The sequence below is a fragment of the Deinococcus yavapaiensis KR-236 genome, assembly GCF_003217515.1.
GTDB lineage: Bacteria > Deinococcota > Deinococci > Deinococcales > Deinococcaceae > Deinococcus_A > Deinococcus_A yavapaiensis.
Genome location: NZ_QJSX01000015.1, coordinates 87,046 through 112,368, shown reverse-complemented (window position 1 = coordinate 112,368; position 25,323 = coordinate 87,046). Strand labels below are relative to the sequence as shown.

Sequence of the window (25,323 nt, the reverse complement as noted above, 5' to 3'; positions counted from 1 at the left end):
GTTTCTCCCAGAAAGCGCCGGATGACGAACGACCCGCCTCTGTACTCCCCGAAGACCGTGCGAGATCTTCTCGCGCGGCACGGCTTGCGGCCCACGAAGAGCCTCGGTCAGAACTTCCTGATCGACGGCAACGTGCTGCGTCTTATCGCGGACGCGGGCGGAGCGGCGGCAGGGGAGACGGTCGTGGAAGTCGGCCCCGGCCTTGGCGTCTTGACGCGTGAACTCGCTTCGCGCGGTGCGCGTGTGATCGCTTTGGAAAAGGACGAGCGCTTGCGCCCCGTTCTTGCCGAGACGTTGGCGGGACTCGACGTCGAGGTGGTGTGGGGCGACGCCTTGAAGTTCGACTTCGGGCACGTTCCCGAGGGAAGCCGGGTGGTGGCGAACTTGCCGTACTACATCTCCACGGCGTTGTTGACGCGCTTCATGGAGTCGGGACGCTTTCTCAGCGCGACGGTTCTCGTGCAACGTGAAGTCGCCGAACGTCTTGGCGCGCGGCCCGGCGAGGATGGATACGGCTTTCTGAGCGCGCTGGTGTCCATGTATGGCTCGGCGAGAATCGTTCGTGACGTTCCGAAGGGCGCGTTCTATCCGGCGCCCGACGTCACGTCGAGCGTCGTGCGGGTCGACTTCTCGGGACAAAAGCCTGACGCGGGCTTCGTACGGTTGTTGGAAGTCGCGCTTTCTCATCGCCGCAAGACGCTTCGAAACAACTTGCGGATGGCGGGCTTCGATTCGGAGGCGATCGACCGCGCGCTTTCTCAGGCGGATTTGCGGTCCGACGTGCGCGCCGAGGACGTTTCATTGGTGTCGCTGCATGACGTCGCCAAGGCACTTGGCGTGTTAGCATGACATGTCAGCAACGCAGCATCAGGTTCGCTCGCCTTTCTCGGTGTGGCGGCCTTGAACTCGGGAGGTGTTCGTGAAGTTCTTCGTGATAGGTGACGTGACGGTCGATCACCTCTACCACTTGGAGCGTATTCCAGGGCCGGGAGAGGAAATCGCGCCTATTCGTGCGTCCATGCAGCCGGGCGGCGCGGGCGGCACGATCAGCGTGACCCTCGCGCGCCTCGGCCATAACGTCGTTCTCGCCGCGCGCGTCGGAAAAGATCCTTTCGCCGACTACGCGCTTCGCCTCGTGCGTGAGGAAGGCGTGTCCGAAAGCGCCGTGCAAGTCGACGACGATCATCTCACGAGCACCATCACGGTCATGCAGACGCCCGACGGAAAGCGGGCCATGATCTCTTCGGGGGCGGCGAATCGCCAATTGGACGCCGCGAAGCTCAAGAAGAAGGATGTCGAGAGCGCTTCGGCGTTGATCGTGTCGGCTTACAGCCTCATCGGTGGACCTCAACGCGAGTACGCCGTCAAGGCGATCGCGCACGCCAAGAAGGCGGCTGTGCCCGTGTTCATCGATCTTGGAACCGGTGCCGTGAACGCCGCGGGTCAGCGCCTGATGGATTCCGTCGTCAGTGCCGACTACATCCTGCTCAATCAGCACGAACTCTTGCACCTGACAGGCACGCACTCGATCAGCACCGCCCTCGCGGCTTTGCAAGAGCGCGGCGCGGGCAAGGTGATCGTGAAGGTCGGCGCGATGGGAAGCATCGTTTGGACGCCCGACGAAACCGAACTCGTCGAGTCGATCGAGATCGAAGACGTCGTGGACACGACCGGAGCGGGCGACACGTTCGCAGCGGTGTTCGCTCATGCCGTTCTGAGCGGCATGAAGTTGTCGAAGGCCGCGAAGGCAGCCAACGCGGCGGGTGCGCTCGCCGCCACGAAAGTCGGAGCGCAGTCGAGGCCAATTACCGAGGCCGACCTCGCCATGGCTCTCGCTTGACGCTTCGAATGACGCTTCGAATCCGCTGGCTGTAGGCGCCTGGCTCAATTGTGTGCCCGCCGACGGAGTTTTATGCTCCATGGGTTAAGAAGCTGAGGGATTTGTCGTGTGACTTCACACGGCATTCACGTCTCATCTTCACGAGGTCGTGCTTTCGAAAGTCAATTGTCCCTCGCCTTCCAAAAGAAAGCTTGTGATAGTATTTGCCCGAGCTTGACAGACTCTAAGCGTCAGGCTTTCAGCAAATGTGAGCGGGCTTTGCCGAGACGCATCTCACTCCCTCGGGTGGGGTGCCCTTCGCCACGAAGCTTGTGGAAGAACAGGAAAGGAGGAGCAGTTTGGACGCTTCGAGTCGAATCCTAAGTGAACTTGCCAGCCGCGAACTCGCGCTCGACCAACAAATCGAAGCTGCGAAGGCGGAAGCCGACCGTGAAATCGAGGCGGCACGCGCTCGCGCCGCGCACATCGAACAAGAGGCGAACGCGCAATTGGCCGAGATGCAAGCCGAGTTCGAGCAAGTTCTCGCGGCCCGCACGGCGGAAATCCGCGAGCGCGCCCACGTCGACGCACAACGTGAAGTGCAAGCCGCCACCGAGCGCAGCGAACGGAAGCTGGAGCAAGCGGTCGTCATGATCCTGAAGGCGGTGCTGCCGTGATCGACAGAATGCAGCAAGTCGTGATCGTCGGTCGCAAACGCGACAACAAGGCGATCATCTCCGCCCTTCAGGACGCGGGCGTGCTGCACATCGTGCCGATTTCGTCTGGCCCCCTTTCGACGGGCGCGCTCACTGGCCCAGAAGCCGAGGCGCGCAAGACCGCCGAACGCCTCCTCGCCCGCGCTGAAAGCACCTTGTCGGAACTCGGCGCCTACCGGACGTCCACGTCGAACACGCCGAGCCGCGAATCGTTCGCGAGCATCATCGAAGACGCGGCCGCTCCCGCTGGCAACGTCGCGCGCCGCTTGAACGAGCTCAACAGTGACATCGACGCGGCACTCACCTTCGGTGAGGTCGTCAGGACGCTCGCGAACCTCGCCGGCGTCCTCGATCGATCGCGCCGCATCGCCCTGTTGCCTTTCACGGCGCGCGAGGACGATGACCTTAAAGCCCTCGACGCCGTCTTGAGCGATCAGCAAAGCGGCAACCTCGCGGGACGCTACGCGCTCGAAACCCGCAAAGTCAACACGGGCAAGACCGAAGTGTACGCGGGGTTGCTCGCCGTGCTGCGCGAAGACCGCGACAAGGCTCGCGCCGCCCTCGGCAAAGCGCGTCTCGGCGAGTTGCGCCTGCCCGGACGCTTCGACGGGATGCCTTTGTCGGACGCTGCGGCCGAAATGGAGCGCCTCTCGCGTGAAGGCAAGGAGACGCGCGGCGCCCTCGAAGAGGAACGCCGCCGACTCGCCGAGGCGAACGGCCCCACGCTCTTCGCCGTTCGCGACGCGCTCGCCGACGAAGTTGCCGTGTACGACGTTCAGTCGCTCGGTGCGCGAGGCAAGTACAGCCTCGCGCTCGAAGGCTACGTCCCGACGGACCGCGTGCCCGACCTCAAGGCCGCCCTCGACAAGTTCGGCACCGCCGTCAGCTACGAGATGCACGATGTCGACGTTCTTCACGACGAGCGCGTGCCGGTGCAGCTCAAGAACAACTCGTACGTCAAGCCGTTCGAGATGGTGCTCGGCATGCTGAACTTGCCGCGTTACGGCACGTTCGATCCGACGTGGGTCATCGCGCTGTTCTTCCCGTTCTTCTTCGGCTACATCATCGCCGACATCGCGTTCGGCCTGATGTTCCTCGCGGCGGGCATGTGGTTCTTGGGTAAGGCGCGCCGAGGCGAAGGCTGGGACCTCAGCTTCTTCGGAACGTATGTGCAGCCCGACGCGCTGCGCAGCCTCGGCTTCATCACGAACATGATGGCCGCTTGGTCGATCGTCTGGGGTCTTCTCACCGGTGAGTTCCTCGGCACCCTCTTCGAGCACCTGCACATCTTCTACATCAACGACGGCCGTCACAGCGGGCTCATCCCCATCGTGTGGCCTCGCATCGAGACGGAGTTCGCCAACACCGCACTCCTGTTCGCGCTCGCCTTCGGCATTCTGCAAGTGCTGTGGGGCTGGGCAATTCGCGTGAAGCTGAGCCTCGACCACGGCGATCGTCACCACTTGTGGGAAGCGCTGGGCATGCTAGGCGGCCTCGTCGGCCTCATCATGCTGGCCTTCGTGTCGAGCGCAGGCAAGAACCTTGGCGCGGCGACGAACTTCGGCAATCCGCTCGTCCTCGTGATGTACGCGGGCTTCCTCGTGTTCGTCGTCGGGGTGATCGTGTCGAAGGTCTGGCTCATGGTCGTCGAACTCATGTCGCAAGGTGGCGCGATCGTCAGCTACGCTCGTCTCTTCGCCGTCGGCCTCGTGTCCGCGCAGCTCGCCAAGCTGTCCACCGATCTCGGCTGGAGCATCTTCCAAGCGGGCGCCGCGAACAACATCGTCTTCGGCATTCTCGCCGCGATCCTCGGAGCGGCCATCGCGCTCGCCTTGCACGCGCTCGCGCTCGCCTTGACCCTCATCGGGCACATTCTGCAACCGTTGCGTCTTCACTTCGTCGAGTTCCTCAACCCGACCGGGTACCACAACGAAACCAGCCCGAAGTACACTCCCTTCCGCCGCCTCAGCCCTGCTGGGAGCAAAAAATAATCCTCTAGGAGACCGTATGAACAAGAACACCAAACGCATGGCCGCCATCCTCGTCCTCGCCCTCGCTGGTGCCGCCCTCGCTCAAGAAGCGGGTACGGCCGAAGCGGGCTCCACCAACCTCGGCGAAGGCCTCACGGCGATCGGTCAAGGTCTCGCGCTCGGTCTCGGCGCCGTGGGCACGGGCATCGCGCAGTCGCGCATCGGTTCCGCCCTCGTCGGCGCCGTCGCCGAAGATCCCGGCCAAGCAGGCCGCCTCCTCATCTACTTCCTGCTCCCGGAAACCCTCGTCATCTTCGGCTTCCTGGCGCTCTTCCTGATCTGATATGGCGCTCGATCAGCTTCTCGAAAACGAAGCGCGCGCCGAGATCGAACGCATTCGCGCTTCCGGGCGCGAGCAGGCCGAGGCCATCGTGCGCGCTGCGAGCGAGCAGGCCCAAGCCACGCTCGACAGCCGCAAGCGTCTGCTCGACAGCCAACTGCAGGCCGGAGTCGTGCGCGCCCAATCGAGCGCCACGCTCGAAGTCAGCGCCGCGCGCCTCAACGCCTCCGACTCGGGCATGAAGCGCGCCTTCGAAATCGCCGAACAGCAACTGCAAGGCGTGACGGGCTTGCCCGAGTACCGAGAAATCCTCTCGCGACTCATCGCCGAAGCACGTGAAGCGATCGGTGACATCGAAGCGCTCGAAGTGAATCCCGCCGACGTCGCGCTCGCGATGGAACTCGCGCCCGGCTTGGAGGTGCGTCCCAACCCGGCCGTCTCCGGAGGCGTACGCGCGGTGGGCAAGAGCGGCAAAAGCGGCATCACGAACACGCTGCTCGGCCGTCTCGCCCGCGTTCGCGACGCCATCGCGCCGCAAGTCGCCCAGGTCTTCGCCGAGTAAGGACGCCGCATGCCCGACGACTTCAGCTACATTAACGCCCGCGTGAAGGTTATGCGGACCAAGTTGCTCGACGGGCGGCGTCTCGACGCGGCCCTCGAAGCGAGCAGCTTCCAAGAGTTCCTGCGCGTCCTGTCCGAAAGCGAGGTGTCCGCCGATCTCGGCGACGCCACGACCGAAGGCGCGGGACTCACCGAACTCGACGAAGCGCTTTCGCGCAACTTCTTCAACACCGTCAACAAGGTGTACCGCCTTGCCGAAGGTGACTCGAAGACCGAGATCGGCGTCCTGCTCGGACGCTGGGACCTCACCAACCTCAAGACCCTCGCGCGGGGCATCGTGTCGGGTCGTCCTGCCGAGAACATCCTGTCGGGTCTCGTGCCCGGAGGAAGCCTCAAGCGCAGCGCCCTGCAAAGCGCGGCGAACTCCGGCGATCTCGGCAGCGCCGCCCAGGCTATCGGCCTCACGGGACACCCGCTCGCTCGCGCGTTCAGAGACGGCGTCGCCGCGTTCAACTCTACTGGCCGCCTGCTCGACCTCGAGGTGGCGCTCGACCAAGGCTACTACCGTCACGCGCTGCGCGTGTCGCGAGAAACGAGCCTCCGCCGCTACCTCGGCCGCGAAATCGACGTCACCAACGCCCTCACGGCCCGCGCCCTGCGCGGCCAAAGCGTCGACGCGTCGCTGTTCGTGGGCGGCGGCTCGGACCTCGACGCGAGCGGATTCACCCGCGCCGTCGCCGGCGATGCCGGAGCCGCCCCCGGCCTGTCGGCGATTCTCGACGCGCCGACCCTCGAGGACGCCGAGATCGCCGCGCGCCGCATGCAAGACGAAGCGGCCCGCAGCGTCGCCATGGGAGATCCCCTCGGTGTAGGTGTCGTCGTGGACTTCTTGCGTCGTAAGGAAATCGAGATCGCCAAGCTCCGCCTCATCGGGCGCGGCAAGTTCTACGGCGTGCCTGCCGAAGCGCTGCGCCGCGAAGTGAGCATCGAATCATGACCACTCCCACTGCCACCGATCTTCACCGCGTCGCCGTCCTCGCCGACTCCGAGACGGCCACGGGCTACCGTTTGGCGGGCGTCGAAGTCGTGGAAGCCACGCCCGAAACTGCCGCCAAGGAGCTCGAAGCCCTCGTGCTGTCCAACCGCTTCGGACTCGTCGCCGTGGACACGTCGCTGCTGCCCGACCCCGGCAAGGCGGTCGAACGCGCGATGCGCGGACGCGACCTTCCCATCCTCCTGCCGATTCCGAGCCTCAAGGACGCCTTCTCCAACGACGCCGTGGACGCCAAGGCGTACATGGGCAAGCTGGTGCGCGACACCATCGGGTTCGATATCAAGCTGTAAGTTGGTCGAGAGTCCAGAGTCAAGGGTCGAGAGCTTCATGGCTCTTCACGCTCCCTCGTCTCTCGACCCTCAACCTTCTGACCTTTCTCCAAGGAGCACTCTTTCATGACGCAAACCCCCCAGAAGTCAGGCGTCGTCGAGCGCATCTCCGGTCCTGCGGTCATCGCACGCGGGATGTACGGCGCGAAGATGTACGACCTCGTGCGCGTCGGCAACGAGCGCCTCGTGGGCGAAATCATTCGCCTCGAAGGTGACACGGCCTTCGTGCAGGTCTACGAAGACACCTCCGGCCTCACGGTCGGCGAGCCTGTCGTCACCACGGGCTTGCCGCTGTCCGTCGAACTCGGCCCGGGGATGCTCAACGGCATCTACGACGGCATTCAGCGCCCCCTCGACAAGATCAAGGAAGCGTCCGGCGACTTCATCGCGCGCGGCATCGACGTCTCGTCGCTGAACCGCACGCAAAAGTGGCACTTCACGCCGACCGTTCAGGCAGGCGACACGGTTTCCGGCAGCCAAATCCTCGGAACCGTGCCCGAGTTTTCCTTCACGCACAAGATCCTCGTGCCGCCCCAAATCTCGGGCAAGATTCGCGAAATCGTCGGCGAAGGCGACTACACCATCGACGACACGATCGCGACCCTCGAAGACGGCACGAAGCTTCGCCTCGCGCACTACTGGCCCGTGCGCGCGCCCCGTCCCGTCGCTCTCAAGAAGGACCCCAGCGAACCCTTCCTCACCGGCATGCGCATCCTCGACGTGCTGTTTCCCCTCGTGATGGGCGGCTCGGCGGCCATTCCCGGTCCGTTCGGCTCGGGCAAGACGGTGACGCAGCAGTCGGTCGCGAAGTACGGAAACGCGGACGTCGTCGTGTACGTCGGCTGCGGTGAGCGCGGCAACGAGATGACGGACGTGCTCGTCGAGTTCCCCGAGCTCGAAGACCCGAAGACGGGCGGTCCCCTCATGCACCGCACGATCCTCATCGCCAACACCTCCAACATGCCGGTCGCCGCGCGTGAAGCGTCGGTGTACACGGGCATCACGCTCGCCGAGTACTTCCGCGACCAAGGCAACTCGGTGTCGCTCATGGCCGACTCGACGAGCCGCTGGGCCGAAGCGCTCCGCGAAATCTCCTCGCGCCTCGAGGAAATGCCCGCCGAAGAAGGCTACCCCCCGTACCTCTCGGCAAAGCTCGCAGCGTTCTACGAGCGCGCGGGCGCGGTTCGCACGCTCGCCGGTGAAGACGGCGCCGTCTCGGTGATCGGCGCGGTGTCGCCCGCCGGCGGCGACATGTCCGAGCCCGTCACGCAAGCGACGCTGCGCATCACGGGCGCCTTCTGGCGTCTCGACGCGGGCTTGGCGCGCCGCCGCCACTTCCCCGCCATCAACTGGAACGGTTCGTACTCGCTGTTCACGCCGATCCTCGAGGGCTGGTACCGCAAGAACGTCGGCGCCGACTATCCGGAGTTGCGCCAACGCATCGCGAACATCCTGCAACAAGAAGCGTCCCTGCAAGAAGTCGTGCAACTCGTCGGTCCCGACGCGCTGCAGGACAACGAGCGCCTCGTCATCGAGGCGGGCCGCATGCTGCGCCAAGACTTCTTGCAGCAAAACGGCTTCGACCCCGTCGACGCGTCGGCCTCCATGCCCAAGAACTACGGCCTCATGAAGATGATGCTGAAGTTCTACGACTCCGCGTCCGCCGCCCTGCAATCGGGCGCGACGATCGACGACATCATTCAAAGCCCGGTCATCGAGAAGCTCAGCCGCGCGCGTTACACGCCCGAAAGTGAATTCGCGGCGTACAGCGGCAACGTGATGAGCGAACTCGACACCGCCTTCCGTGGAGGCGTTCGCGCATGACGAGCTTGCTGAAGAAGGAATACAACGACGTCTCGTACATCTCCGGCCCCCTCTTGTTCGTGAACAACGCCGCGGACATCGCGTACGGCGCGATCGTGGAAATTCGCGACAGCACGAACCGCGTGCGTGGCGGTCAAGTCATCGAAGTTTCGAACGAGTACGCCATCGTGCAGATCTTCGAAGACACGCGCGGCCTCGACCTCGCCACGGCGTCCGTGAGCCTCGTCGAAGACGTGGCGCGTCTCGGTGTCAGCCGTGACATGATCGGCCGCCGCTTCGACGGCCTCGGCCGTCCCATCGACGGTCTGCCCGCCGTCGTCGCCGAAAAGCGACTCGGCATCAACGGTCAGGCGATGAATCCCGCGTCGCGCGCGAAGCCCGAGGAGTTCATCCAAACGGGCATCTCGACGATCGACATCAACACCAGCCTCATTCGTGGCCAAAAGCTTCCGATCTTCTCCGGCTCGGGTCTGCCGCACAACGAACTCGCCGCGCAGATCGCGCGTCAAGCGAAGGTGCCCGGCCACGAAGGCGACTTCGCCGTCGTCTTCGCCGCGATGGGTCTGACGCAACGCGAAGTGTCGTTCTTCACGCAGGAATTCGAGCGTACCGGCGCCCTCGCGCGCTCGGTCCTCTTCTTGAACAAGGCGGACGACCCGGCCGTCGAGCGTTTGCTGACGCCGCGCATGGCGCTCACGACCGCCGAGTACCTCGCGTTCGAGCACGATTACCACGTCCTCGTGATCCTCACCGACATGACGAACTACTGCGAGGCGCTGCGTGAAATCGGCGGGGCGCGCGAAGAAATTCCGGGTCGCCGCGGCTTCCCCGGCTACATGTACACGGACCTCGCGTCCTTGTACGAGCGCGCGGGCGTCATCGAAGGCAAGAAAGGCTCGGTCACGCAGCTTCCGATCCTCTCGATGCCCGACGACGACATCACGCACCCCATTCCCGACCTCACCGGGTACATCACGGAAGGTCAGATCGTCGTCGACCGCACGCTGCACGGCAAGGGCGTCTACCCGCCCATCAACCCGCTGCCGTCGCTGTCGCGCCTGCAAGGTAACGGCATCGGCAAGGGCAAGACGCGCGCCGACCACAAGAACGTGTCCGACCAGCTGTTCGCGGCGTACGCCAACGGCCTCGACTTGCGCAAACTCGTCGCGATCACCGGTGAAGACGCCCTCACCGAGACGGACAAGCTGTTCTTGCGCTTCGCCGACGCGTTCGAGAGCTACTTCATCGGGCAAGGCAACGCCGACCGCTCCATCGAGGACTCCTTGACGGTCGCGTGGGGCATCTTGTCGCAACTGCCGCAAAGCCAGCTCACCCGAATCGGCAAGGACGCCATCGACAAGTTCTACGGCACCAAGCTCGACGAGATGTGGCGAGGCAACCGGATCTAAGGAAACGAGGATGCTAGGGTGTGAGGGATAGGCTTCCTCGCACCCGTCATCCCCGGAGGTACTCATGGCCGGACAAATCAGCCCCACCCGAACCGCGCTCCTCGCCTCCAAGGCGCAGCTCAAGCTCGCCACGAACGGCGCGGAACTCCTCAAGCGCAAGCGCGACGCCCTCATCGGCGAATTCTTCGCGCTCGTCCGTGACGCCCTCTCTGCCCGAGAGGAACTCACGCGCGTCACGAAGGGCGCGTACACCTCCCTCTTCTCCGCCAAAGCGTGGGATACGCCCGAAGCCGTCGAGAGCCTCAGCCTCGCCAGCACGGGTGAAATGAACGTCCACATGCAGATTCAAAGCGTGTACGGCGTGAAGGTTCCCCGCATCAACTTGCCGGAAGCGAAGAACTCGGCGAACTTCTCGCCGATCACGGTCGGTCCGCGAACGATTCAAGCCGCCGAGGATTTCCAAGGCGTCATGCAGGCGATCATTCGAGTCGCTGCGACGGAGACGAAGCTTCGCCGCATCGGCGAGGAAATTAAGAAGACGTCGCGCCGCGTGAACGCCCTGGAGCAAGTCGTCGTGCCCGGCATTCAAGACGACATCCGCTTCATCCGCGGTGTCTTGGACCAACGCGAACGCGAAGAGTCCTTCCGCCTCAAGAAGATCAAGGCGAAGCTCGAACGCGAAGCCGAAGAAGCCGCGACGATCGGCGTGCAAGCCGGAAGCTACGCGAACACGGCTGCGGACTGATCCGAACGAAAAAAGGCGACCCTCATGTAAGGGTCGCCTTTTTCTCGTGACGATCCGCCTTACGAAACCCCAGCTTCCAGCACGTCCACGGTAGCCTTGGTCGGATCGATGACGACCTTCGCACCGAGCGGAAGCGTGAGTTGCGGAGACGTATGGCCGAAGTCCATGTTCGCGACGATCGGCAAGTCTTCACGCCCGAACTCCCAAGCGACGCGCTTCACCCAGTCGTACAAACGGCTCGTCATATCGGGCGTGTACGCCTTCGGGCGCGACATCAGCAGTCCCGACGCTTTGCCCAAGATGCCTTGCGCTCCGAAGTTCCGCAGCCAGTAGCCGACTTGCGAGGGAGGCGGAACGTCCTCGCTCGTCTCCAGGCACAAGATCGCGCCGTCCCACAGCCGAGCCTCGGGCCAACCGGGCGTGCCGTTGAGCATGTCGAGCACCTCCAGACACCCACCCACGAGGTGGCCCTCGACGCGCTTTCGGCCGCCGAGCCACACCCAACCGTCGCTGGGCTGAAAGGAACGAGGCTGCTCCTGACGTGCCTCGTCGCGCCAGTCCACGTGCTCTTCCGTCCACTCGCTCGCCGCTTCGAGACCGAACGGTCGGGCGTCGAACAAGGCTCGCCTCACGCCTCTCGCCACGAAATCGCGGATGCCGGCGTTCTCGGCGAGGTCGGTCAGAATCGCCGGACCGTAAAAGGCGTGCACACCCGCCCTGAGAAACTGCATCAACGTGATCGTCGTGTCCGAGAAGCCCAGCATGACCTTCGGAAAGCGGCGGATGAGGTCGAGGTCGAGGTGCGGCAGGAGTCGAACCGAGTCGTCCCCGCCGATGACGCTGAAGATGCCGCGCACCTCGGGATTCTCCAAGGCCCAGTGAAGGTCGTCCGCTCGAGCTTGCGGATGACGGTGCAAGTACTCGGCGCCTCGCAACGCGTTCGGAGCTTCGACGACTTGCAATCCGAACGCGTCTCGGAGTTGCCGCTTGCCCGCTTCGTAGCGGTGCGGCACCTCGGTGACGAACCCGCTCGACAAGCTGACGCTCGCGACGGTATCTCCGCGCTGTAACCGGGAAGGCTTGATGAACTCGGGCATGTCGCACTCTACCGACGGCGATGCCCAAGTTCATCGGCACGATGGCGCATGGGCCGTCACGAGGTCAGACGATCGAGGTAATGCCGTACCCAAACGCTCGCCGAACGATCCGAGAGCCACTCGTCGAGCGTCCACCACATGTACCTCAAGGCGGTGTAGCGGGCGGCGACGCGGTAACGCTCCTCGAAGTCCGAGGGCGACACGAGCACGTCGCGGCGCTCCAGAGCGCCGCGGTAACGCGCCGCCAACTCGGGCGTGTGAAACAAGTGGGGAATGTCGAGATACAGCGTTCCCACGTGCGCGGCGCCCCAATCGATGAAGTGGACCTCGCCGTCGCGCAGCAACTCGTTCGACGGGTGCAGGTCCGTGTGCGTGAGGGTGCGCGCGCCCTCCTCGGCGTTCAAGGCCGCCATCTCGTCGACGATCGTCGCGGCGGCGTGTTCCACGACCGGTATGGCGCTCGCGAACTCGGCTCGGAAGTCGTCGTTCGACAACGCACGCTCCCACGCGGGACGCCAGAACCACTCGTGGATGCAGCGTTCGAAGTACGCTCGGTCGATCGTGGGGAGCCAGTCGAGGTCGTTCGTGCGGTCTAGGAAGGCCGCATGAATGCGGGCGAGGCCGCGCGCCTCGCTGTCGAACACGGCGAGGTCGATCGGTGCGAGCGAGTTCGGACGTGTCACGCTGCCCAAGTCCTCCATGCACGTCCACGCCACGTCGTTCGTGGAGAGGTCGAAGGTGTGACTGAAGGGCACGAGGTCGGGAACGACTTCGCCCAGCAAGCGAAGGACACGGCGCTCGGCGAGGGGAGCGCGCTTCGTCACGAGCCCCACGGTCCGAGGAGGCTCGTGCGCGTTCGTTCGAACGAGCAATTCGTGATGCACGACGTCGGAGGTGGACGCTTGAACGGGACGCCTTCGCGTCTCGTGACGAACGATGTCGGCGTGCGGCGAGACGAAGCGGCGCACGGTCGCTTCGAGTAGAGGCCGCGCTTCGTCCGCGTCTTCCGAATTCGGTGGCATGCCGCACTCTAGAGTCCGCCGAGACGATCGCGAATCGGCACGATGGCGAATGCGACTTAAGGACGAGACGCGGGCCGTCCGTCCGGCCGAGGGCGCGGCGCGGCGCACGCACGACAATCGAGGCACAAGGAGATGCTCATGTCACGAACGAACTTCATCGGATTGGCCGCCCTCGGAATGCTCGCCCTCTCTGCCTGCTCTCTCGTCGACGGGTCGGCGGTGCGCACGCAGCGGCAGGCGTTGGACTTCTCGGGCGTGCGGGAAGTCCGCGTCGAGACTTTCAACGGATCCGTGACCGTCACGAGTGGCTCGAAGCGCCCGACCGTCACGGCGGAAGTGCGCGGGGAAGCCGAGATGAGCGTGGCACGCGAAGGCGCCACGCTCGTGGTGCGCGGCGTGAAGAAGAACGTATGGGCGATGAACCGAGGCGTGAGCTTTCGCCTCGCCTTGCCGAAAGACATCGTATTGAACCTCGAGTCGAGCAACGGCGACATCGAAGTCACGGGTCCCGCGAAGGACGTCACGGCGAAGACGAGCAACGGCAGTGTCGACGTGCGCGCCGCGCACGGCGAGCTGCGGGCCGAGACCAGCAACGGACGCGTCACCATCGAGGACGTCGCCCTGGCCGCCGATTCGCAAAACGTCGTCGTGTCCTCGAACGGCAGCGTTCGCATTCGCGGCCTCGAAGCCGAAGGTGGCTTGAACGTGACCGGGAAGACGAGCAACGGCAGCCTCGTCGTGAACCTGCCGACCTTCGAAGTCGACACCGAACGTCACGCTTTCACGGCCCACAAGGTCGGCCGGGGAGCGGCGACGCTGAACGTCGAAACGAGCAACGGCAGCCTCGACGTGGGCTCGTGAGCCTTTCGTCGGACGCGTGAAGGACCGCCGTTCGTTACCCTGAGGTCATGAGTTCTTCCGAGTTCGTCATCAAGACGCGCGCCCTCACGCGGCAATTCGGCGGTAAGGTCGCCGTCGATCATCTCGACCTCACCGTGAAGCGCGGTGAGGTCTTCGGCTTGCTGGGCCACAACGGAGCGGGCAAAACGACGACGGTGCGCCTTCTCAACGGCGTGCTCGCCGCGTCCTCGGGAAGCGTGCGCGTGTTCGGCCTCGACCCCGTCGAGCGCGGTGACGTCGTACGGCGCCGCACGGGCGTCCTGACGGAAACGCCCGCGTTGGAGGAGCGCTTGACGCCCCGCGAGAACCTCGGCATCTTCGCCGACTTGTACGGCGTGCCCATCGGAGAGGTGAAACGCCGGGTGGACGCGGCTCTGCGAACGTTCGACCTCGCCGAGGTGGCCGCCTCACGCGTATCGACGTTCAGCAAGGGCATGAAGCAGCGCCTCGCCATCGCCCGCGCGACCTTGCACGCGCCGGAAGTGCTGTACCTCGACGAGCCGACGTCCGGACTCGATCCGGTGAGCGCCAAGAGCGTGAACGACGCGATCGTGCGCTGGAGCCGCGACGAGGGCCGTACCGTGTTGCTGTGCACGCATGACTTGCGCGACGCCGAGCGGTTGTGCGACCGCGTCGCCGTCCTGTCCCGCGGCAAAGTGGTGCTGAGCGGTGTGCCTGCAGAGCTCAGCGCACGCTACGAAACGCGCCGCGTCGAGATCACCGTGCACCCCGAAGACGTGCAGGGTGCACTCAGAGCGCTCGCTCGCTGGAACGTCGAAGCGACGGGCGCGGCGAACCTCGCCGTGGAGGCGGGCCGCGTGGAGGTGCCCGCCGTGCTGTCGGTCTTGCTCGGGGCGAGCGTGCGCGTGTACGAGGTGCATCCGCACGCGCCGACCTTGGAGGACGTGTACTTCGCGGTGCACGGCGTACGGGAAGCGGTGGTCGCGTGAGCGCGCCTCCGTTCGATTGGCGGGCGGTGCGGGCGATCGTGCGCAAGGACCTTTCGGCGGTCTTGCGCAGCAAGCCCGTCATGTTGCCCCTCGTGCTGCTGCCCGCCTTGCTGTTCGTCGTGATTCCGCTCGCGGTAGTGCTGCTTTCGCCGCTCGTGACGACGCCCGCCCAGGCGAACCTCGGCGATCTGCAAGCCTTTCTCGACCGCTTGCCGAGCGTGCTGCGCAGCGATTTGCTGTCGCGCCCTCCGTCTCAGCAAATCCTGCTGATCGCCACGTCGTATCTGCTTTCACCCCTCATGCTGCTCGTCCCGGTGATGGTCGCGAACGTCATCGCCGCCGACAGCTTCGCGGGCGAAAAGGAGCGTCACACCTTGGAAGCCTTGTTGCACTCGCCCGTGTCCGACCGCGACCTCTTCACGGCGAAGGTGCTCGCCGCGTGGCTTCCGGCGCTCGGTGTGACCTTGCTGGGCTTCGTGCTGTCGACCATCGTCGTGAACGTCGGAGGTTGGCCTGTCATGAAGAGCGTGTTCTACCCCAACGGCACGACCCTGCTCGTCGCGTTGTGGGTCGCGCCGGGCGTGGCGGCCTTGGGACTCGGCGCGACCGTCCTCGTGTCCGCACGCGTGAGCACCTTTCAGGAAGCGTTTCAAACGAGCGGTCTCGTCGTGCTTCCGATCGTGCTGCTGCTCGTCGGACAGTTCGCGGGGATCGTCGCGCTCAGCCCCGTCGTCGCCGCCGTTTTCGGCGCGGTGGTCTGGGCTCTCGGCTTGCTGCTCTTGACGCGGGGCCGCAAGACGTTTCGACGCGAGGAGCTCTTGAGCCGCGGTTGACGACCGTGACGCGACGCGAAGGGGGCCGAGTCCGAGTGACTCGGCCCCCTTCGCCGAACGCTCACACGAGAACGCGAGGACCGACTTCCACGCGCACCAAGGTGCCGCGCCCGAGCGAACTCGTCACGCTGCACGTTCCTCCGACGGCGGTCGCCCGTTCGCGCATAGTCTTCTGGCCGAGGCTGCCTTGTCGCGCGACGCCCGGATCGAAGCCCATGCCGTCGTCGTGCACTTCGAGAACGACGACCGAGCCTTCTTGCCAGAGACGCAACTCCACGCGTGACGCGCCCGCGTGCTTCACGGTGTTGTGCGTCGCTTCCTGCGCGATTCTCAGCAAGGCGACCTTCGCGTCGATGCCGAGGTCGGGCTCGTCCCCGAGATCGAGCGACACTTCCAAACCGTGCCGCGCTTGCAGGGCGGACGCGAGTTTGGCGAGGGCCATCGAGAGTCCTTCTTGCTCCAGCGATTCGGGGCGAAGCTCGAAGATGAGGGCGCGCATCTCGGCGAGAGCCGCTTCGGCGAGCGACAGCATGTACTTCACGGAGTCCGGGGCCTTCTCGGGCGAGCGTTCCAAAAGACGCAGCGTCGTGCGGCCGCCAAGGGCGATGCCGTACAGCGCTTGCGATACCGAGTCGTGCAGTTCGCGCGCCAACTTGTGGCGTTCTTGCAACGCCGCGCGGTCCCCGGCGTCGGCGAACAGGCGGGCGTTTTCCACGGCGACCGCCGCTTGGCCCGCGATGCCCTCCACGAGGTGCATGTCCGCCTCGTTCACGTCGCGGTCCTGCGGGTAGTACGCGGCGAGCGTGCCGAGCAGGCGTCCGCCGTACACGAGCGGAACGCTGACCACGGTGTCCCACGCGGCGTCGCGCATGAACGGATGCAGCGGAGCGTACTCGGGCGTGGCGAGCGCGCTCGCGCGCGTGCCGCGCCACACGACGGTCGCGCCGTCGTGCAGCGTCTGCTGCATCATGCCGCGCCCTTTCATGCGGCGCGCGAGCTCCGCGTCCGCCGCCTCGAAGCCGGGAGGCAAGCCGAACGTACCGCCGTACTTGCTGTCGCCTTGGTCGTCGAGGAGCACGGCCGCCGCCACCGCGCCCGTGACTTCCACGACGCCGCGCGCGAGGTTGTCGAGGGTTTCGCGCAGATTCGCGCCGAACGTGAGGTCCTTCATCACGGCGAGGACGGCTTCGAGTTCGCGTGTGCGCTCGGCGACGCGGCGTTCGAGCAACCGGTAGGCTTCCACGCGCTCGGTGATGTCGGTGTGCGAACCGGCGAAGCGCAAGGCGCGCCCCGCTTCGTCCCGACTCGTCGCGCCTCGAGACAAGACCCAGCGCCACGAACCGTCCTTGTGCCGCAGGCGATGCTCGAACTCCAACAAGTCGCCGCCCGACGCGAGGTGGGCGTCCACGCTGCGCGTGACGTGGTCGCGCTCGTCCGGATGCAATTGGTCCCGCCAACTGCTCAGGGTGTTCGCGAGTTCGTGGTCTTCGTAGCCCAAGATGGCCTTCCAGCGTGGCGAGAAGTACACGTCGTCCGCGCCGAGGTTCCACTCCCACAAGCCGTCGTTCGAGCCGCGCACGGCGAGTTCGTAGCGTTCCTGGCTGCGGCGCAGTTCTCGGCCGCGTGCCTGCAGGCGTTCGAGCATGGTGTTGAACGCGTCGCCGAGCGTGCCAAGCTCGTCTCGCCGTCGGGCGGGCACGCGAACGTCCAAGTTCCCGGCGGTCACGGCGCGCGCCGCCCGCGTGAGGCGAGCGATGGGCCGCAGCAGTCCGACGTGTGCCAGCAGGGCCGTCACGGTGAGGCCCACGACGAAGAATCCCAGCACGAACGCGCCCGTGAGCGTCAAGGTGCGGTCGGCGTCGAGTTCGATGGCCGTCGCGACGTCACGCCGAGTCGCCGTCACCTCCTCCAAGGGCGAGACGAGCACGAGCGTCCATCCGAGGGTCGGCAGGGGCGCGAAGGTCACGACGAGCGACGAGCCGTGCGCGTCGATCACGCGGGCGCCAAGGCCGCCTCGAGCGAAGGTGTCCTTGAGGTCGCGCAGGGCCGATTCCGCGTCGTTCACGAGGGAAAGTCGCAGCAGCTCGCGAGGCGCCTTCGGAGGCGTTCGGCCCAGCAGCAACGTCAAGGCGCCCTCGGGCGCGGCGAGCACGCGCCCTTTTCGGTCGAGCAGCATCGCCGATCCGCCGCGCGTGGGATTCAGGCCGCGCAGGCGCGTCGTGAGGCGGTTCAAGCTGACGTCAACGGCGATCATGCCGCGAAACACGCCGTCTTTGTACAAGGGGGCGCTCGCCGTGACGAGCAGGCCGTGTCCGGCGTCGTCGAGGTAAGGCGGCGACCACACGAGAAGGCGGGCGGGGTCGCGTTCCGGGCGGACGTTCATGAACGGCGCTTGATGCGCGATGTCGAGGTCGGGCGGCAAGACGCGGTGCAAGCCGAGAGGCGGATAGTAGCGCGTCATGGACTGCGCGTTCGTGAAGTAGAGCGCCACGCCGTCCGAGTGTTCGGACAGCAAGGCGGGAAAGAGGGCGTCGAGATTCGCCGTTTCGAGCACGTCACGCCGCGTCGAGGCGTCGAGGGTGACGCCGCGCGGAAGCCACACGTCGGCCGCGCGGTTCGGTCGGGCGTCGTACCAAGCGCCGCTGGCAGCGCGGCGCAGCGTCGGCGCCCGAGAAGCGTCGAGGGGAAGGTTCGCCCACACGTTCGCCGCGAGGCGCGCGGTTTCCCCGACGGCGAGAAGGCGCGTTTCGCTCGCTTGCGCTTCCGACTCGGCTTGCTGCAGCAAACGGCGCGAGATTTCATGTTCCATGCCGACGTTGGCGCGTTCGGCGGCGCGGTCACGCGCGCTCAGAAAGCCGCGCGTCACCGTGTACGCCACGATCGTGCCGAGGGCCAACATCAAGATCGCGACCGTCAGCAGGACGCGCGCGGCAAGCGTCCCGATCCCGACTCGCACGTCGGCGTCAGTCAAGTCCGACCAAACCCTCCTTGAACGCGAAGATCGCCGCTTGCGTGCGGCTCGCGAGGCCGAGCTTGCTCAAAACGTGCGTGACGTGCGTCTTCACCGTGCGCTCCTCGATTGCCAAGTCGCGCGCGATCTCCTTGTTGGCGCGTCCGCGCGCCACGAGCCGTAGGATCTCCGTTTCGCGTGGCGTGAGGGCTTCGCGCATCTCGGGCGTGCGAACTTCGCGCGCGAGGCGCTTGGCGGCTTCCGGATGCAGGCGTACTTCTCCGCGCGCCGCCGCTTGGATGGCTTCCTCCAACGCGTCCGAGTCGGTGTCTTTGAGCAGGTAGCCCGTCGCGCCCGCTTGCACGGCGTCGACGACCTTCTTGTCTTCGAGAACGCTCGTCAAGGCGATGACTTCGACGTCCGGGAAGCGCCGCTTGAGCTCTCGAATGGCCGTGACGCCGTCCATGACGGGCATCAGGAGGTCCATCAGGACGACGTGCGGGGCGAGCTTCTCGACGAGATCGAGGCCTTCTTGGCCGTTGCGCGCCTCGCCCACGACTTCCACGGCGTCCGACGTTCCCAGAAACATTTTGATGCCTTGCCGAACGACCGCGTGATCGTCCACGAGCAAGACGCGAACAGGTGAAAAGTGGGTCACGGCGTACATTCTAAACCGTCGCTGAACGCTCTTCGCACAGAACGAGCACGTTTCCATCCGGTCCTCGCAGGGTCGCGCGCCCTTCGCGCGGTGTTTCGAGCCACGCCACGCCGGGATTTCTCGACAAGGCCTTATAGGTGCTCGCGAGGTCGGTCACGCCGACGTTCACGTCCGTGAACTGCGCGCGCTCGTCGTCGTGAAGCTCCAACTTCGCCTCGCCCGCTTCGAAGCGCATCAAGACGCGCCGATTCGACGTCGATTCGACTTTCAGTCCGAGCGCCTCGTAGTAAGTGACGGCGGCCCGCAAATCCGGAACGTACAGGGTGACGTGATGAAGGAAGCGCAGCATCGAAAACCTCGTCCTCAGCATGAGGGGCGAAGTTCGCGGGCGCGTCGGACGAAAGTCGCACGTGAAACGCCCTCTTCGGGCGCCACGCTAACGTGCGCTTCAGGAAAGACGTGTTAAGGTTGGGGAGTCACAAAGTCTGTGGACGCCGCGCTGATTCGCCAGGCGACCGTTCATGTTCATCGGAGGTGCGTTTCTTGCAACTTTCAGGCAGTCATACCCTCAACGCCACCCGCGAGCAAGTTTGGGCGGCTCTGCAAGACCCGGCGGTGCTCGCGCGCTGCGTCCCGGGCGTCAAAGACCTTTCACCCGACGGTCCCGACCGCTTCAGGGGCTCCGTGGACTTCCAAGTCGGCCCCGTGAAGGGCACGTACCAAGGCTTCCTCACCATGCGCAACGCGACGCCTCCCGAATCCATGACCCTCGACTTGGAGGCGAAGGCGCCCGTCGGCATCATTCGCGCGACCGGGGTCATGCAACTTCAACAGCAAGGAAACGCGACGGTGCTCACGTGGACGGGCTCGCCCCAACTCTCGGGCATGCTCGCCACGCTCGGCGCGCGCTTGCTGCCGAGCGTCGCTCAGCAGATGGCGGGCAAGTTCTTCTCGAAACTCGAAGTCGAAGCGCAACGCAAACCGGGAGGTGTGACGGTATGAGCCAAAAGGTGTCCATCGGCGTGTCCGTGAACGGCGTGATGCACCGCGACGAGGTGGAAGCTCGCCAACTTCTCGTGCACTACCTGCGAGACTCGCTCGGGCTCACGGGCACGCACGTCGGCTGCGACACGTCGCAGTGCGGCGCGTGCACGGTGCACGTGGACGGCCAGGCGATCAAGAGCTGCACGGTGTTCGCCGCGCAAGTCGACGGATGCGCCGTCACGACCGTCGAAGGAATCGGATCGACCACCGACATGCATCCCCTGCAAGAAGGCTTTTGGGAGATGCACGGCTTGCAGTGCGGCTTTTGCACGCCCGGCATGATCATGAGCGCGGCCGACTTGCTTTCGCACAACCCCGATCCCAGCGACGACGACATCCGGCACGCGCTCGAAGGCAACTTCTGCCGCTGCACGGGCTACCACAACATCCTCAAAGCCGTACGCTACGCCGCCGACAAGATGGCCTCCCGGGAGACCAACCCCGAGACGGCCGCCGCCGACGACTGAGAGGAGAGAGGCATGAGCGAGACCGGGAAGTATTTCGGCAAAGCGATGAAGCGCGTGGAGGACCCGCGTTTCGTCACGGGAACGGGACGGTACACGGACGACATGACTTTGCCGGGCATGGCGCACGCGGCGATGCTGCGCAGTCCGTACGCGCACGCGCGCGTCACGCGGCTCGACACGTCGGCCGCCCTCGCGCATCCGGGCGTGCTCGCCGTCATCACAGGCAAGGAGTTGCTGGAGGCGAAAGTCGGCTCGATTCCGACAGGTTGGCTGCTGCCCGACCTCAAGATTCCCGCGCACTACGCCATCGCACCGGAAGTGGCGCACCACGTCGGCGACATCCTCGCGTGCGTGATCGCCGAGGACCGCGCGACCGCCGAGGACGCCGTCGGATTGATCGACGTCGATCTCGAACCGATGGACGCCGTGGCGCTTGGATCGGAGGCCTTGGCGCAAGGAGCGCCGCTCGTGCATCCCGAGGCGCCCGGCAACGTCGCCTTCGAGTGGCAGATCGGCGACCGTGAAGCGGTGGACGCGAACTTCGAGCGGGCGTACAAGACCGTCAAGCTGAACTTGCGCAACCACCGCCTCGTGCCGAACGCGATCGAGCCGAGAGCGTCGATGGCGTCGTATCAACGCGCGGGCGACGAGTACACTCTCTGGACGACCTCGCAAAATCCGCACATCCACCGCCTGCTCATCGCGGCGTTCATCCTCGGGATTCCCGAGCACAAACTGCGCGTGATTTCGCCCGACGTGGGCGGCGGCTTCGGATCGAAGATCTTCCAGTACCAAGAGGAAGTCATCGTTTTGTACGCCGCGAAGAAGGTGAACCGGCCCGTGAAGTGGGCCGCGCGCCGCTCCGAGGCGTTCGTGTCCGACATGCAAGGGCGCGATCACGAAACGGTCGCCGAACTCGCCGTGGACGAGAACCACAAGGTCCTCGGGCTGCGCGTCAAGACCGTGGCGAATCTCGGCGCGTACCTCACCACCTTCGCGCCCGCCGTTCCGACGTACTTGTACGGAACGCTTCTGAACGGCACGTACAAGTTCCCGGCGGTTCACTGCGAGGTGACGGGCGTCTTCACGCACACCGTGCCCGTCGACGCCTACCGTGGGGCGGGCCGTCCCGAGGCGACGTACGTCGTGGAACGCATGATGAGCCGCATGGCGCACGAACTCGGAATCGATCCCGCCGAGTTCCGACGACTGAACTTCATTCAGCCTGACGAGTTTCCGTACCAAACGCCCGTCGCGCTGGTGTACGACTCGGGCAATTACGAGCCCGCCTTGGACCAAGCGCTGGAACGCGTGAAGTACGCCGACTTGCGCCGCGAGCAGGAGGAAGGGCGCAAGCAAGGCCGTTACATCGGCATCGGCTTTTCGTCGTACCTCGAAGCGTGCGGCCTCGCCCCGTCGAAACTCGTGGGGATGCTCGGCGCGCAGGCGGGCCAGTGGGAAAGCGCCGTCGTGCGCGTCATGCCCACCGGCAAAGTCGAGGTGCTCACGGGCTCGCACAGCCACGGTCAAGGCCACGAGACGGCTTTCGCGCAGATCGTCGCCGACGACCTCCAAATTCCCATCGAGGACATCGCCATCATCCACGGCGATACGGGCCGCATTCCCTACGGATGGGGTTCGTACGGCAGTCGAAGCGCGGCGGTCGGCGGCAGCGCTTTGAAGCTCGCGACCAGCAAGATCCTAGACAAGGCGCGCAGAATCGCCGCGCACTTGCTCGAAGCGGCGCCCGAAGACGTTGAGTACGAAGGCGGCAAGTTCTTCGCCAAAGGCGTGCCGAGCAACGCCAAGTCCTTCTTCGACGTGGCGCTCATGGCGCACCTCGCGCACAACTTCCCCGAGGACATGGAGCCGGGCCTCGAAGCGAGCTACTTCTACGACCCGAAGAACTTCGTCTATCCGTTCGGAACCCACATCGCCGTCGTGGAAGTCGACGCGGACACCGGCAAGACGAAGCTGATCAAGTACGTCGCCGTCGACGACTGCGGCCCCATGATCAACCCGCTGATCGCCGAGGGGCAAGTGCACGGCGGCATCGCGCAGGGCGTCGGGCAGGCGCTGCTGGAGAACACGGTCTACGACGAGCAAGGCCAGCTCATTTCCGGCACGTACATGGAGTACGCGATGCCGCGCGCCGACGACCTTCCGTCGTTCGAAATCGGGCACACCGTCACGCCTTCTCCGCACAATCCGCTCGGCGTGAAGGGCATCGGCGAGGCGGGCACCATCGCCTCGACCGCTGCCGTCGCGAACGCCGTCATCGACGCCCTCGCCCCGTTCGGCATCGACCACCTCGACATGCCGTACACGCCCGAGAAGGTGTGGCGAGCCATGCAGGGCGCGCGCGCGGAGCAAGCGGCGGACGACTGACCCCTGTGTCGCTTCGCGCGGAAAGTGGCGCGAAGCGACTCGCGAGCACCAAGTTCCAGAAAGCCTCCCACTCAAGGAGAGGTCCCCCGAACGGGGGGAGGGGTTATGTACACCACCGAATTCGATTACCAACGTGCGAACAGTGTCTCGGAAGCTTTGGCGATGCTCGCGCAAAATCCCGATGCGAAGCTGCTGGCGGGCGGACACAGCCTCGTTCCCGCGATGAAGCTGCGGCTCGCCTCTCCGTCGGCCCTCATCGACGTGTCGCGCATTGCGGACCTTCGCGGTATTCGCGTCGAGGGCGGCACCGTCGTGATCGGCGCGATGACGACGCACCGCGACGTGGAATTCAGCGAGACGCTGGCGGACGTCGTGCCGATTCTGCCGGAAGTGGCTCGGCTCATCGGTGACCCGATGGTGCGCAACAAGGGCACCGTCGGCGGCGCCCTCGCTCACGCGGACCCGGCGGCGGACTACCCGGCGGTGATGCTGGCGCTCGGCGCGTCCATGAAAATCGCGTCCTCGGAAGGCGAACGGGTCGTGCCCGCCGACGAGTTCTTCCTCGGCATGTTTCAAACGGCGGTGGAGCCGGGCGAGATGCTGGTCGAGATTCACGTGCCCGCGCGGTCGTCCGGCGAAGGGCAGGCGTACGCCAAGTTCCCGCATCCCGCGTCTCGGTACGCGATCGCGGGCGTGGCGGCCGTCGTGAAGGCGTCGAGCGGCGCGGTGACGCAAGCGCGTGTGGCCATGACGGGCGCGGGCGAGCAGGCCGTTCGCTTGACGAAGGTGGAGGCCGCCTTGCAAGGGCAACCGCTTTCGGCGGCATCGATCGCGGCGGCCGTGGCGAGCGCCGTGTCCCCCGACGACCTCATCGGCGATTCCTTCGCGTCCGCCGAGTACCGCGCGCACCTCGTGTCCGTGCAAGCGCGAGACGCGCTCACGCGGGCCTTCGAGCGTGCCAACACCTGAACGCCGCTTCGAGACGGCGCGCCCCCTAGGGCGCGCCGTCTTCGCGTCCCGAATTCAAGGGCAGGAGAGGACCGTCGAGTTCGCCACGCCGTCTTGCAAGGCCGCGTACGCCGCGTCGCCGCGCCACAGCGCCCACGTCGAACCGTCCGGGCAAGTCGTCAGCACGCCGGTGTTCCCGTCGGTGAAGCGCACCGTGAAACTCGGCGTGCCGCCCCCGACGATCGGGCGGACGGTGATGCCGTCGATGGCACTGCCGACGCGGTCACCGTACAAGTTGCCGAGCTGGGCCGCGTAGTCGGCGAGGCTCAGGCCGTCCGTGGCAGGCAAGCGCCGCAGCACGAGGCCCGAGAGCACGGCGCGTCCCTTCGAATCGGCCACCGTGAAGCGGTCGTCGTCTCGCGTGGCGCGGTACGCGCTGGGATAGCGGAAGGTGAGGTCATTCGCCACGTACGTCTCGGTCAACTCGCGCGCCGTGAACGTCCGCGTGAAGTCCACGTCCCGTCCGACGCGGGCGTCGCCGCTCGCGATCTGCACCCGAGCTTTCGCGCCGAGCAGCAAGACACTTCCAGCGCGGCTCGGCACGCGAAACGACCAAGACAGGCGTCCTGCCGCGTCCGCCTTCGTCTTTCCGAGCGGGACGCTGTCACCGTTCACGTCCAAGCTGACGTCGAGCGCGGCGTTCGGCGCGAAGCCCACTCCTTTGACGACGGCGCCCGTGTTTGGCACGAGTCGGTTCGGCACCAGGGTGACGCGAGGCGGCGGCGTCTTGTCCCAGCTCGTGACGCGCCACGCGCCCGCGTCGAACGCCAGCAGGACGAACGCGCGGTTCTTGAGCACGAGCGTTCCTTGCGGCACGTCGTACGTGATCTTGTACTCGCGTTCCAAAGGCGTCCAGAAGGTCGGGCGGTACGGTTCGAGCGAGTTGATGCGCAATCCCTTCAGGGCCGTGAGCGTCGTGCGCCACGCCGGCGAGGCGAAGTCGCGCGAGAAGTTGGCGAGCGCTCCGTCGAGGCGACCGGCGGCAAGTTGGGCGAGCGTGCCGCGCAGAACGACGTTGGGCTCCGGCGGCAAGGAAGGCGTTTTGGGTGCTGCTTGCGTGACGCACAACAGCAGCGAGCACGCGAGCGCGAGCCGTTTCATGTCCTTACTCTGCCGTTCGCGTCCGAGTGCTTGTTGAGGCGAGGTGAAGCTTTCCTGAAGGATCCGCGATGCCACGCAGGAATACGCATCCTGGCCTAGTCTCCGCTTTCCTCTGCTACGCTGAAATTCACCGAAGGA

Annotated in this window: 24 protein-coding genes; 18 read left to right on the top strand and 6 right to left on the bottom strand. The window is 65.6% G+C overall.

The genetic code is table 11. The features are described from left to right. The first annotated feature begins 21 nt into the window (after positions 1-21). The 11 genes from rsmA to DES52_RS17290 all read left to right on the top strand — a co-directional run bounded on the left by rsmA (position 22) and on the right by DES52_RS17290 (position 10,767). Positions 22-849, top strand: a complete 828-nt coding sequence (gene rsmA, locus DES52_RS17340; protein WP_110888089.1) for a 16S rRNA (adenine(1518)-N(6)/adenine(1519)-N(6))-dimethyltransferase RsmA — start codon at positions 22-24, stop codon at positions 847-849. Between the two features lie 70 nt (positions 850-919). Beyond that, the gene (locus DES52_RS17335; RefSeq protein WP_110888126.1) at positions 920-1,840 is read left to right on the top strand and encodes a carbohydrate kinase family protein; all 921 of its coding nucleotides are present in this window, start codon (positions 920-922) and stop codon (positions 1,838-1,840) included. A 338-nt stretch (positions 1,841-2,178) separates the two neighbouring features. Then, positions 2,179-2,496, top strand: coding sequence for a V-type ATPase subunit subunit G family protein (locus tag DES52_RS17330; RefSeq protein WP_110888088.1), 318 nt, complete (start codon positions 2,179-2,181; stop codon positions 2,494-2,496). Next, positions 2,493-4,526 (top strand): V-type ATP synthase subunit I, encoded by a 2,034-nt coding sequence (locus DES52_RS17325; protein WP_110888087.1) that lies wholly within the window; start codon positions 2,493-2,495, stop codon positions 4,524-4,526. The genes DES52_RS17330 and DES52_RS17325 overlap by 4 nt, the downstream gene beginning before the upstream one ends. A 16-nt stretch (positions 4,527-4,542) precedes the next feature. Next, entirely contained in the window at positions 4,543-4,848 is a 306-nt protein-coding gene (locus DES52_RS17320) for a V-type ATP synthase subunit K (RefSeq protein ID WP_110888086.1), read from the top strand. Between the two features lies 1 nt (position 4,849). Continuing rightward, positions 4,850-5,407, top strand: a complete 558-nt coding sequence (locus tag DES52_RS17315; RefSeq protein WP_110888085.1) for a V-type ATP synthase subunit E — start codon at positions 4,850-4,852, stop codon at positions 5,405-5,407. Between the two features lie 9 nt (positions 5,408-5,416). Further along, positions 5,417-6,403, top strand: coding sequence for a V0D/AC39 family V-type ATPase subunit (locus DES52_RS17310; RefSeq protein ID WP_110888084.1), 987 nt, complete (start codon positions 5,417-5,419; stop codon positions 6,401-6,403). Next, complete coding sequence (locus tag DES52_RS17305) at positions 6,400-6,750, top strand: V-type ATP synthase subunit F (RefSeq protein ID WP_110888083.1); 351 nt, start codon at positions 6,400-6,402, stop codon at positions 6,748-6,750. The genes DES52_RS17310 and DES52_RS17305 overlap by 4 nt, the downstream gene beginning before the upstream one ends. Positions 6,751-6,855: 105 nt before the next feature. Beyond that, complete coding sequence (locus DES52_RS17300) at positions 6,856-8,613, top strand: V-type ATP synthase subunit A (protein ID WP_110888082.1); 1,758 nt, start codon at positions 6,856-6,858, stop codon at positions 8,611-8,613. After that, on the top strand, positions 8,610-10,022 hold the full coding sequence (locus DES52_RS17295; protein ID WP_110888081.1) for a V-type ATP synthase subunit B: 1,413 nt from the start codon (positions 8,610-8,612) through the stop codon (positions 10,020-10,022). The genes DES52_RS17300 and DES52_RS17295 overlap by 4 nt, the downstream gene beginning before the upstream one ends. Positions 10,023-10,086: 64 nt before the next feature. Further along, the gene (locus DES52_RS17290) at positions 10,087-10,767 is read left to right on the top strand and encodes a V-type ATP synthase subunit D (protein WP_110888080.1); all 681 of its coding nucleotides are present in this window, start codon (positions 10,087-10,089) and stop codon (positions 10,765-10,767) included. Between the two features lie 59 nt (positions 10,768-10,826). Here DES52_RS17290 and DES52_RS17285 read toward each other — a convergent pair whose 3' ends face one another. Continuing rightward, on the bottom strand, positions 10,827-11,864 hold the full coding sequence (locus DES52_RS17285; protein WP_110888079.1) for a S66 family peptidase: 1,038 nt from the start codon (positions 11,862-11,864) through the stop codon (positions 10,827-10,829). 56 nt (positions 11,865-11,920) lie between these two features. After that, entirely contained in the window at positions 11,921-12,886 is a 966-nt protein-coding gene (locus DES52_RS17280; RefSeq protein WP_110888078.1) for a phosphotransferase, read from the bottom strand. Positions 12,887-13,024: 138 nt separating this feature from the next. Between DES52_RS17280 and DES52_RS17275 the strand changes: the two genes are divergently transcribed. Genes DES52_RS17275 through DES52_RS17265 form a run of 3 tightly spaced genes read left to right on the top strand, consistent with a single transcriptional unit; the run spans position 13,025 to position 15,569 of the window. Beyond that, complete coding sequence (locus DES52_RS17275; RefSeq protein WP_146237346.1) at positions 13,025-13,747, top strand: DUF4097 family beta strand repeat-containing protein; 723 nt, start codon at positions 13,025-13,027, stop codon at positions 13,745-13,747. A gap of 47 nt (positions 13,748-13,794) precedes the next feature. Beyond that, positions 13,795-14,736 (top strand): ABC transporter ATP-binding protein, encoded by a 942-nt coding sequence (locus DES52_RS17270; RefSeq protein WP_110888076.1) that lies wholly within the window; start codon positions 13,795-13,797, stop codon positions 14,734-14,736. Then, positions 14,733-15,569 (top strand): ABC transporter permease subunit, encoded by an 837-nt coding sequence (locus DES52_RS17265; RefSeq protein WP_110888075.1) that lies wholly within the window; start codon positions 14,733-14,735, stop codon positions 15,567-15,569. The genes DES52_RS17270 and DES52_RS17265 overlap by 4 nt, the downstream gene beginning before the upstream one ends. A gap of 61 nt (positions 15,570-15,630) precedes the next feature. On the opposite strand, the gene DES52_RS17260 is transcribed toward DES52_RS17265, so the two are convergent. The 3 genes from DES52_RS17260 to DES52_RS17250 are packed head-to-tail and all read right to left on the bottom strand — an operon-like array spanning position 15,631 to position 19,526. Next, positions 15,631-18,540, bottom strand: coding sequence for a PAS domain-containing protein (locus DES52_RS17260; RefSeq protein WP_110888074.1), 2,910 nt, complete (start codon positions 18,538-18,540; stop codon positions 15,631-15,633). Further along, complete coding sequence (locus DES52_RS17255; RefSeq protein WP_281268582.1) at positions 18,533-19,177, bottom strand: response regulator; 645 nt, start codon at positions 19,175-19,177, stop codon at positions 18,533-18,535. The genes DES52_RS17260 and DES52_RS17255 overlap by 8 nt, the downstream gene beginning before the upstream one ends. Before the next feature lie 10 nt (positions 19,178-19,187). Further along, entirely contained in the window at positions 19,188-19,526 is a 339-nt protein-coding gene (locus DES52_RS17250) for a VOC family protein (RefSeq protein ID WP_170131110.1), read from the bottom strand. Between the two features lie 194 nt (positions 19,527-19,720). On the opposite strand from DES52_RS17250, the gene DES52_RS17245 reads away from it, so the two are divergent. The 4 genes from DES52_RS17245 to DES52_RS17230 all read left to right on the top strand — a co-directional run bounded on the left by DES52_RS17245 (position 19,721) and on the right by DES52_RS17230 (position 24,045). Next, on the top strand, positions 19,721-20,179 hold the full coding sequence (locus tag DES52_RS17245) for an SRPBCC family protein (protein ID WP_170131109.1): 459 nt from the start codon (positions 19,721-19,723) through the stop codon (positions 20,177-20,179). Beyond that, complete coding sequence (locus tag DES52_RS17240) at positions 20,176-20,688, top strand: (2Fe-2S)-binding protein (protein WP_110888070.1); 513 nt, start codon at positions 20,176-20,178, stop codon at positions 20,686-20,688. The genes DES52_RS17245 and DES52_RS17240 overlap by 4 nt, the downstream gene beginning before the upstream one ends. A 12-nt stretch (positions 20,689-20,700) precedes the next feature. Beyond that, complete coding sequence (locus tag DES52_RS17235; RefSeq protein WP_110888069.1) at positions 20,701-23,076, top strand: xanthine dehydrogenase family protein molybdopterin-binding subunit; 2,376 nt, start codon at positions 20,701-20,703, stop codon at positions 23,074-23,076. 105 nt (positions 23,077-23,181) lie between these two features. Then, positions 23,182-24,045, top strand: coding sequence for an FAD binding domain-containing protein (locus DES52_RS17230; protein WP_110888068.1), 864 nt, complete (start codon positions 23,182-23,184; stop codon positions 24,043-24,045). A gap of 54 nt (positions 24,046-24,099) precedes the next feature. On the opposite strand, the gene DES52_RS17225 is transcribed toward DES52_RS17230, so the two are convergent. Further along, complete coding sequence (locus tag DES52_RS17225) at positions 24,100-25,185, bottom strand: hypothetical protein (RefSeq protein WP_146237345.1); 1,086 nt, start codon at positions 25,183-25,185, stop codon at positions 24,100-24,102. Positions 25,186-25,323 lie beyond the last annotated feature (138 nt).

Coding starts and splice junctions, on each gene's coding strand:
- rsmA (WP_110888089.1), top strand. CDS start 22: ATGACGAACGACCCGCCTCTGTACTCCCCGAAGACCGTGCGAGATCTT.
- DES52_RS17320 (WP_110888086.1), top strand. CDS start 4,543: ATGAACAAGAACACCAAACGCATGGCCGCCATCCTCGTCCTCGCCCTC.
- DES52_RS17315 (WP_110888085.1), top strand. CDS start 4,850: ATGGCGCTCGATCAGCTTCTCGAAAACGAAGCGCGCGCCGAGATCGAA.
- DES52_RS17310 (WP_110888084.1), top strand. CDS start 5,417: ATGCCCGACGACTTCAGCTACATTAACGCCCGCGTGAAGGTTATGCGG.
- DES52_RS17305 (WP_110888083.1), top strand. CDS start 6,400: ATGACCACTCCCACTGCCACCGATCTTCACCGCGTCGCCGTCCTCGCC.
- DES52_RS17300 (WP_110888082.1), top strand. CDS start 6,856: ATGACGCAAACCCCCCAGAAGTCAGGCGTCGTCGAGCGCATCTCCGGT.
- DES52_RS17295 (WP_110888081.1), top strand. CDS start 8,610: ATGACGAGCTTGCTGAAGAAGGAATACAACGACGTCTCGTACATCTCC.
- DES52_RS17290 (WP_110888080.1), top strand. CDS start 10,087: ATGGCCGGACAAATCAGCCCCACCCGAACCGCGCTCCTCGCCTCCAAG.
- DES52_RS17285 (WP_110888079.1), bottom strand. CDS start 11,864: ATGCCCGAGTTCATCAAGCCTTCCCGGTTACAGCGCGGAGATACCGTC.
- DES52_RS17280 (WP_110888078.1), bottom strand. CDS start 12,886: ATGCCACCGAATTCGGAAGACGCGGACGAAGCGCGGCCTCTACTCGAA.
- DES52_RS17275 (WP_146237346.1), top strand. CDS start 13,025: ATGTCACGAACGAACTTCATCGGATTGGCCGCCCTCGGAATGCTCGCC.
- DES52_RS17270 (WP_110888076.1), top strand. CDS start 13,795: ATGAGTTCTTCCGAGTTCGTCATCAAGACGCGCGCCCTCACGCGGCAA.
- DES52_RS17250 (WP_170131110.1), bottom strand. CDS start 19,526: ATGCTGCGCTTCCTTCATCACGTCACCCTGTACGTTCCGGATTTGCGG.
- DES52_RS17240 (WP_110888070.1), top strand. CDS start 20,176: ATGAGCCAAAAGGTGTCCATCGGCGTGTCCGTGAACGGCGTGATGCAC.
- DES52_RS17235 (WP_110888069.1), top strand. CDS start 20,701: ATGAGCGAGACCGGGAAGTATTTCGGCAAAGCGATGAAGCGCGTGGAG.
- DES52_RS17230 (WP_110888068.1), top strand. CDS start 23,182: ATGTACACCACCGAATTCGATTACCAACGTGCGAACAGTGTCTCGGAA.
- DES52_RS17225 (WP_146237345.1), bottom strand. CDS start 25,185: ATGAAACGGCTCGCGCTCGCGTGCTCGCTGCTGTTGTGCGTCACGCAA.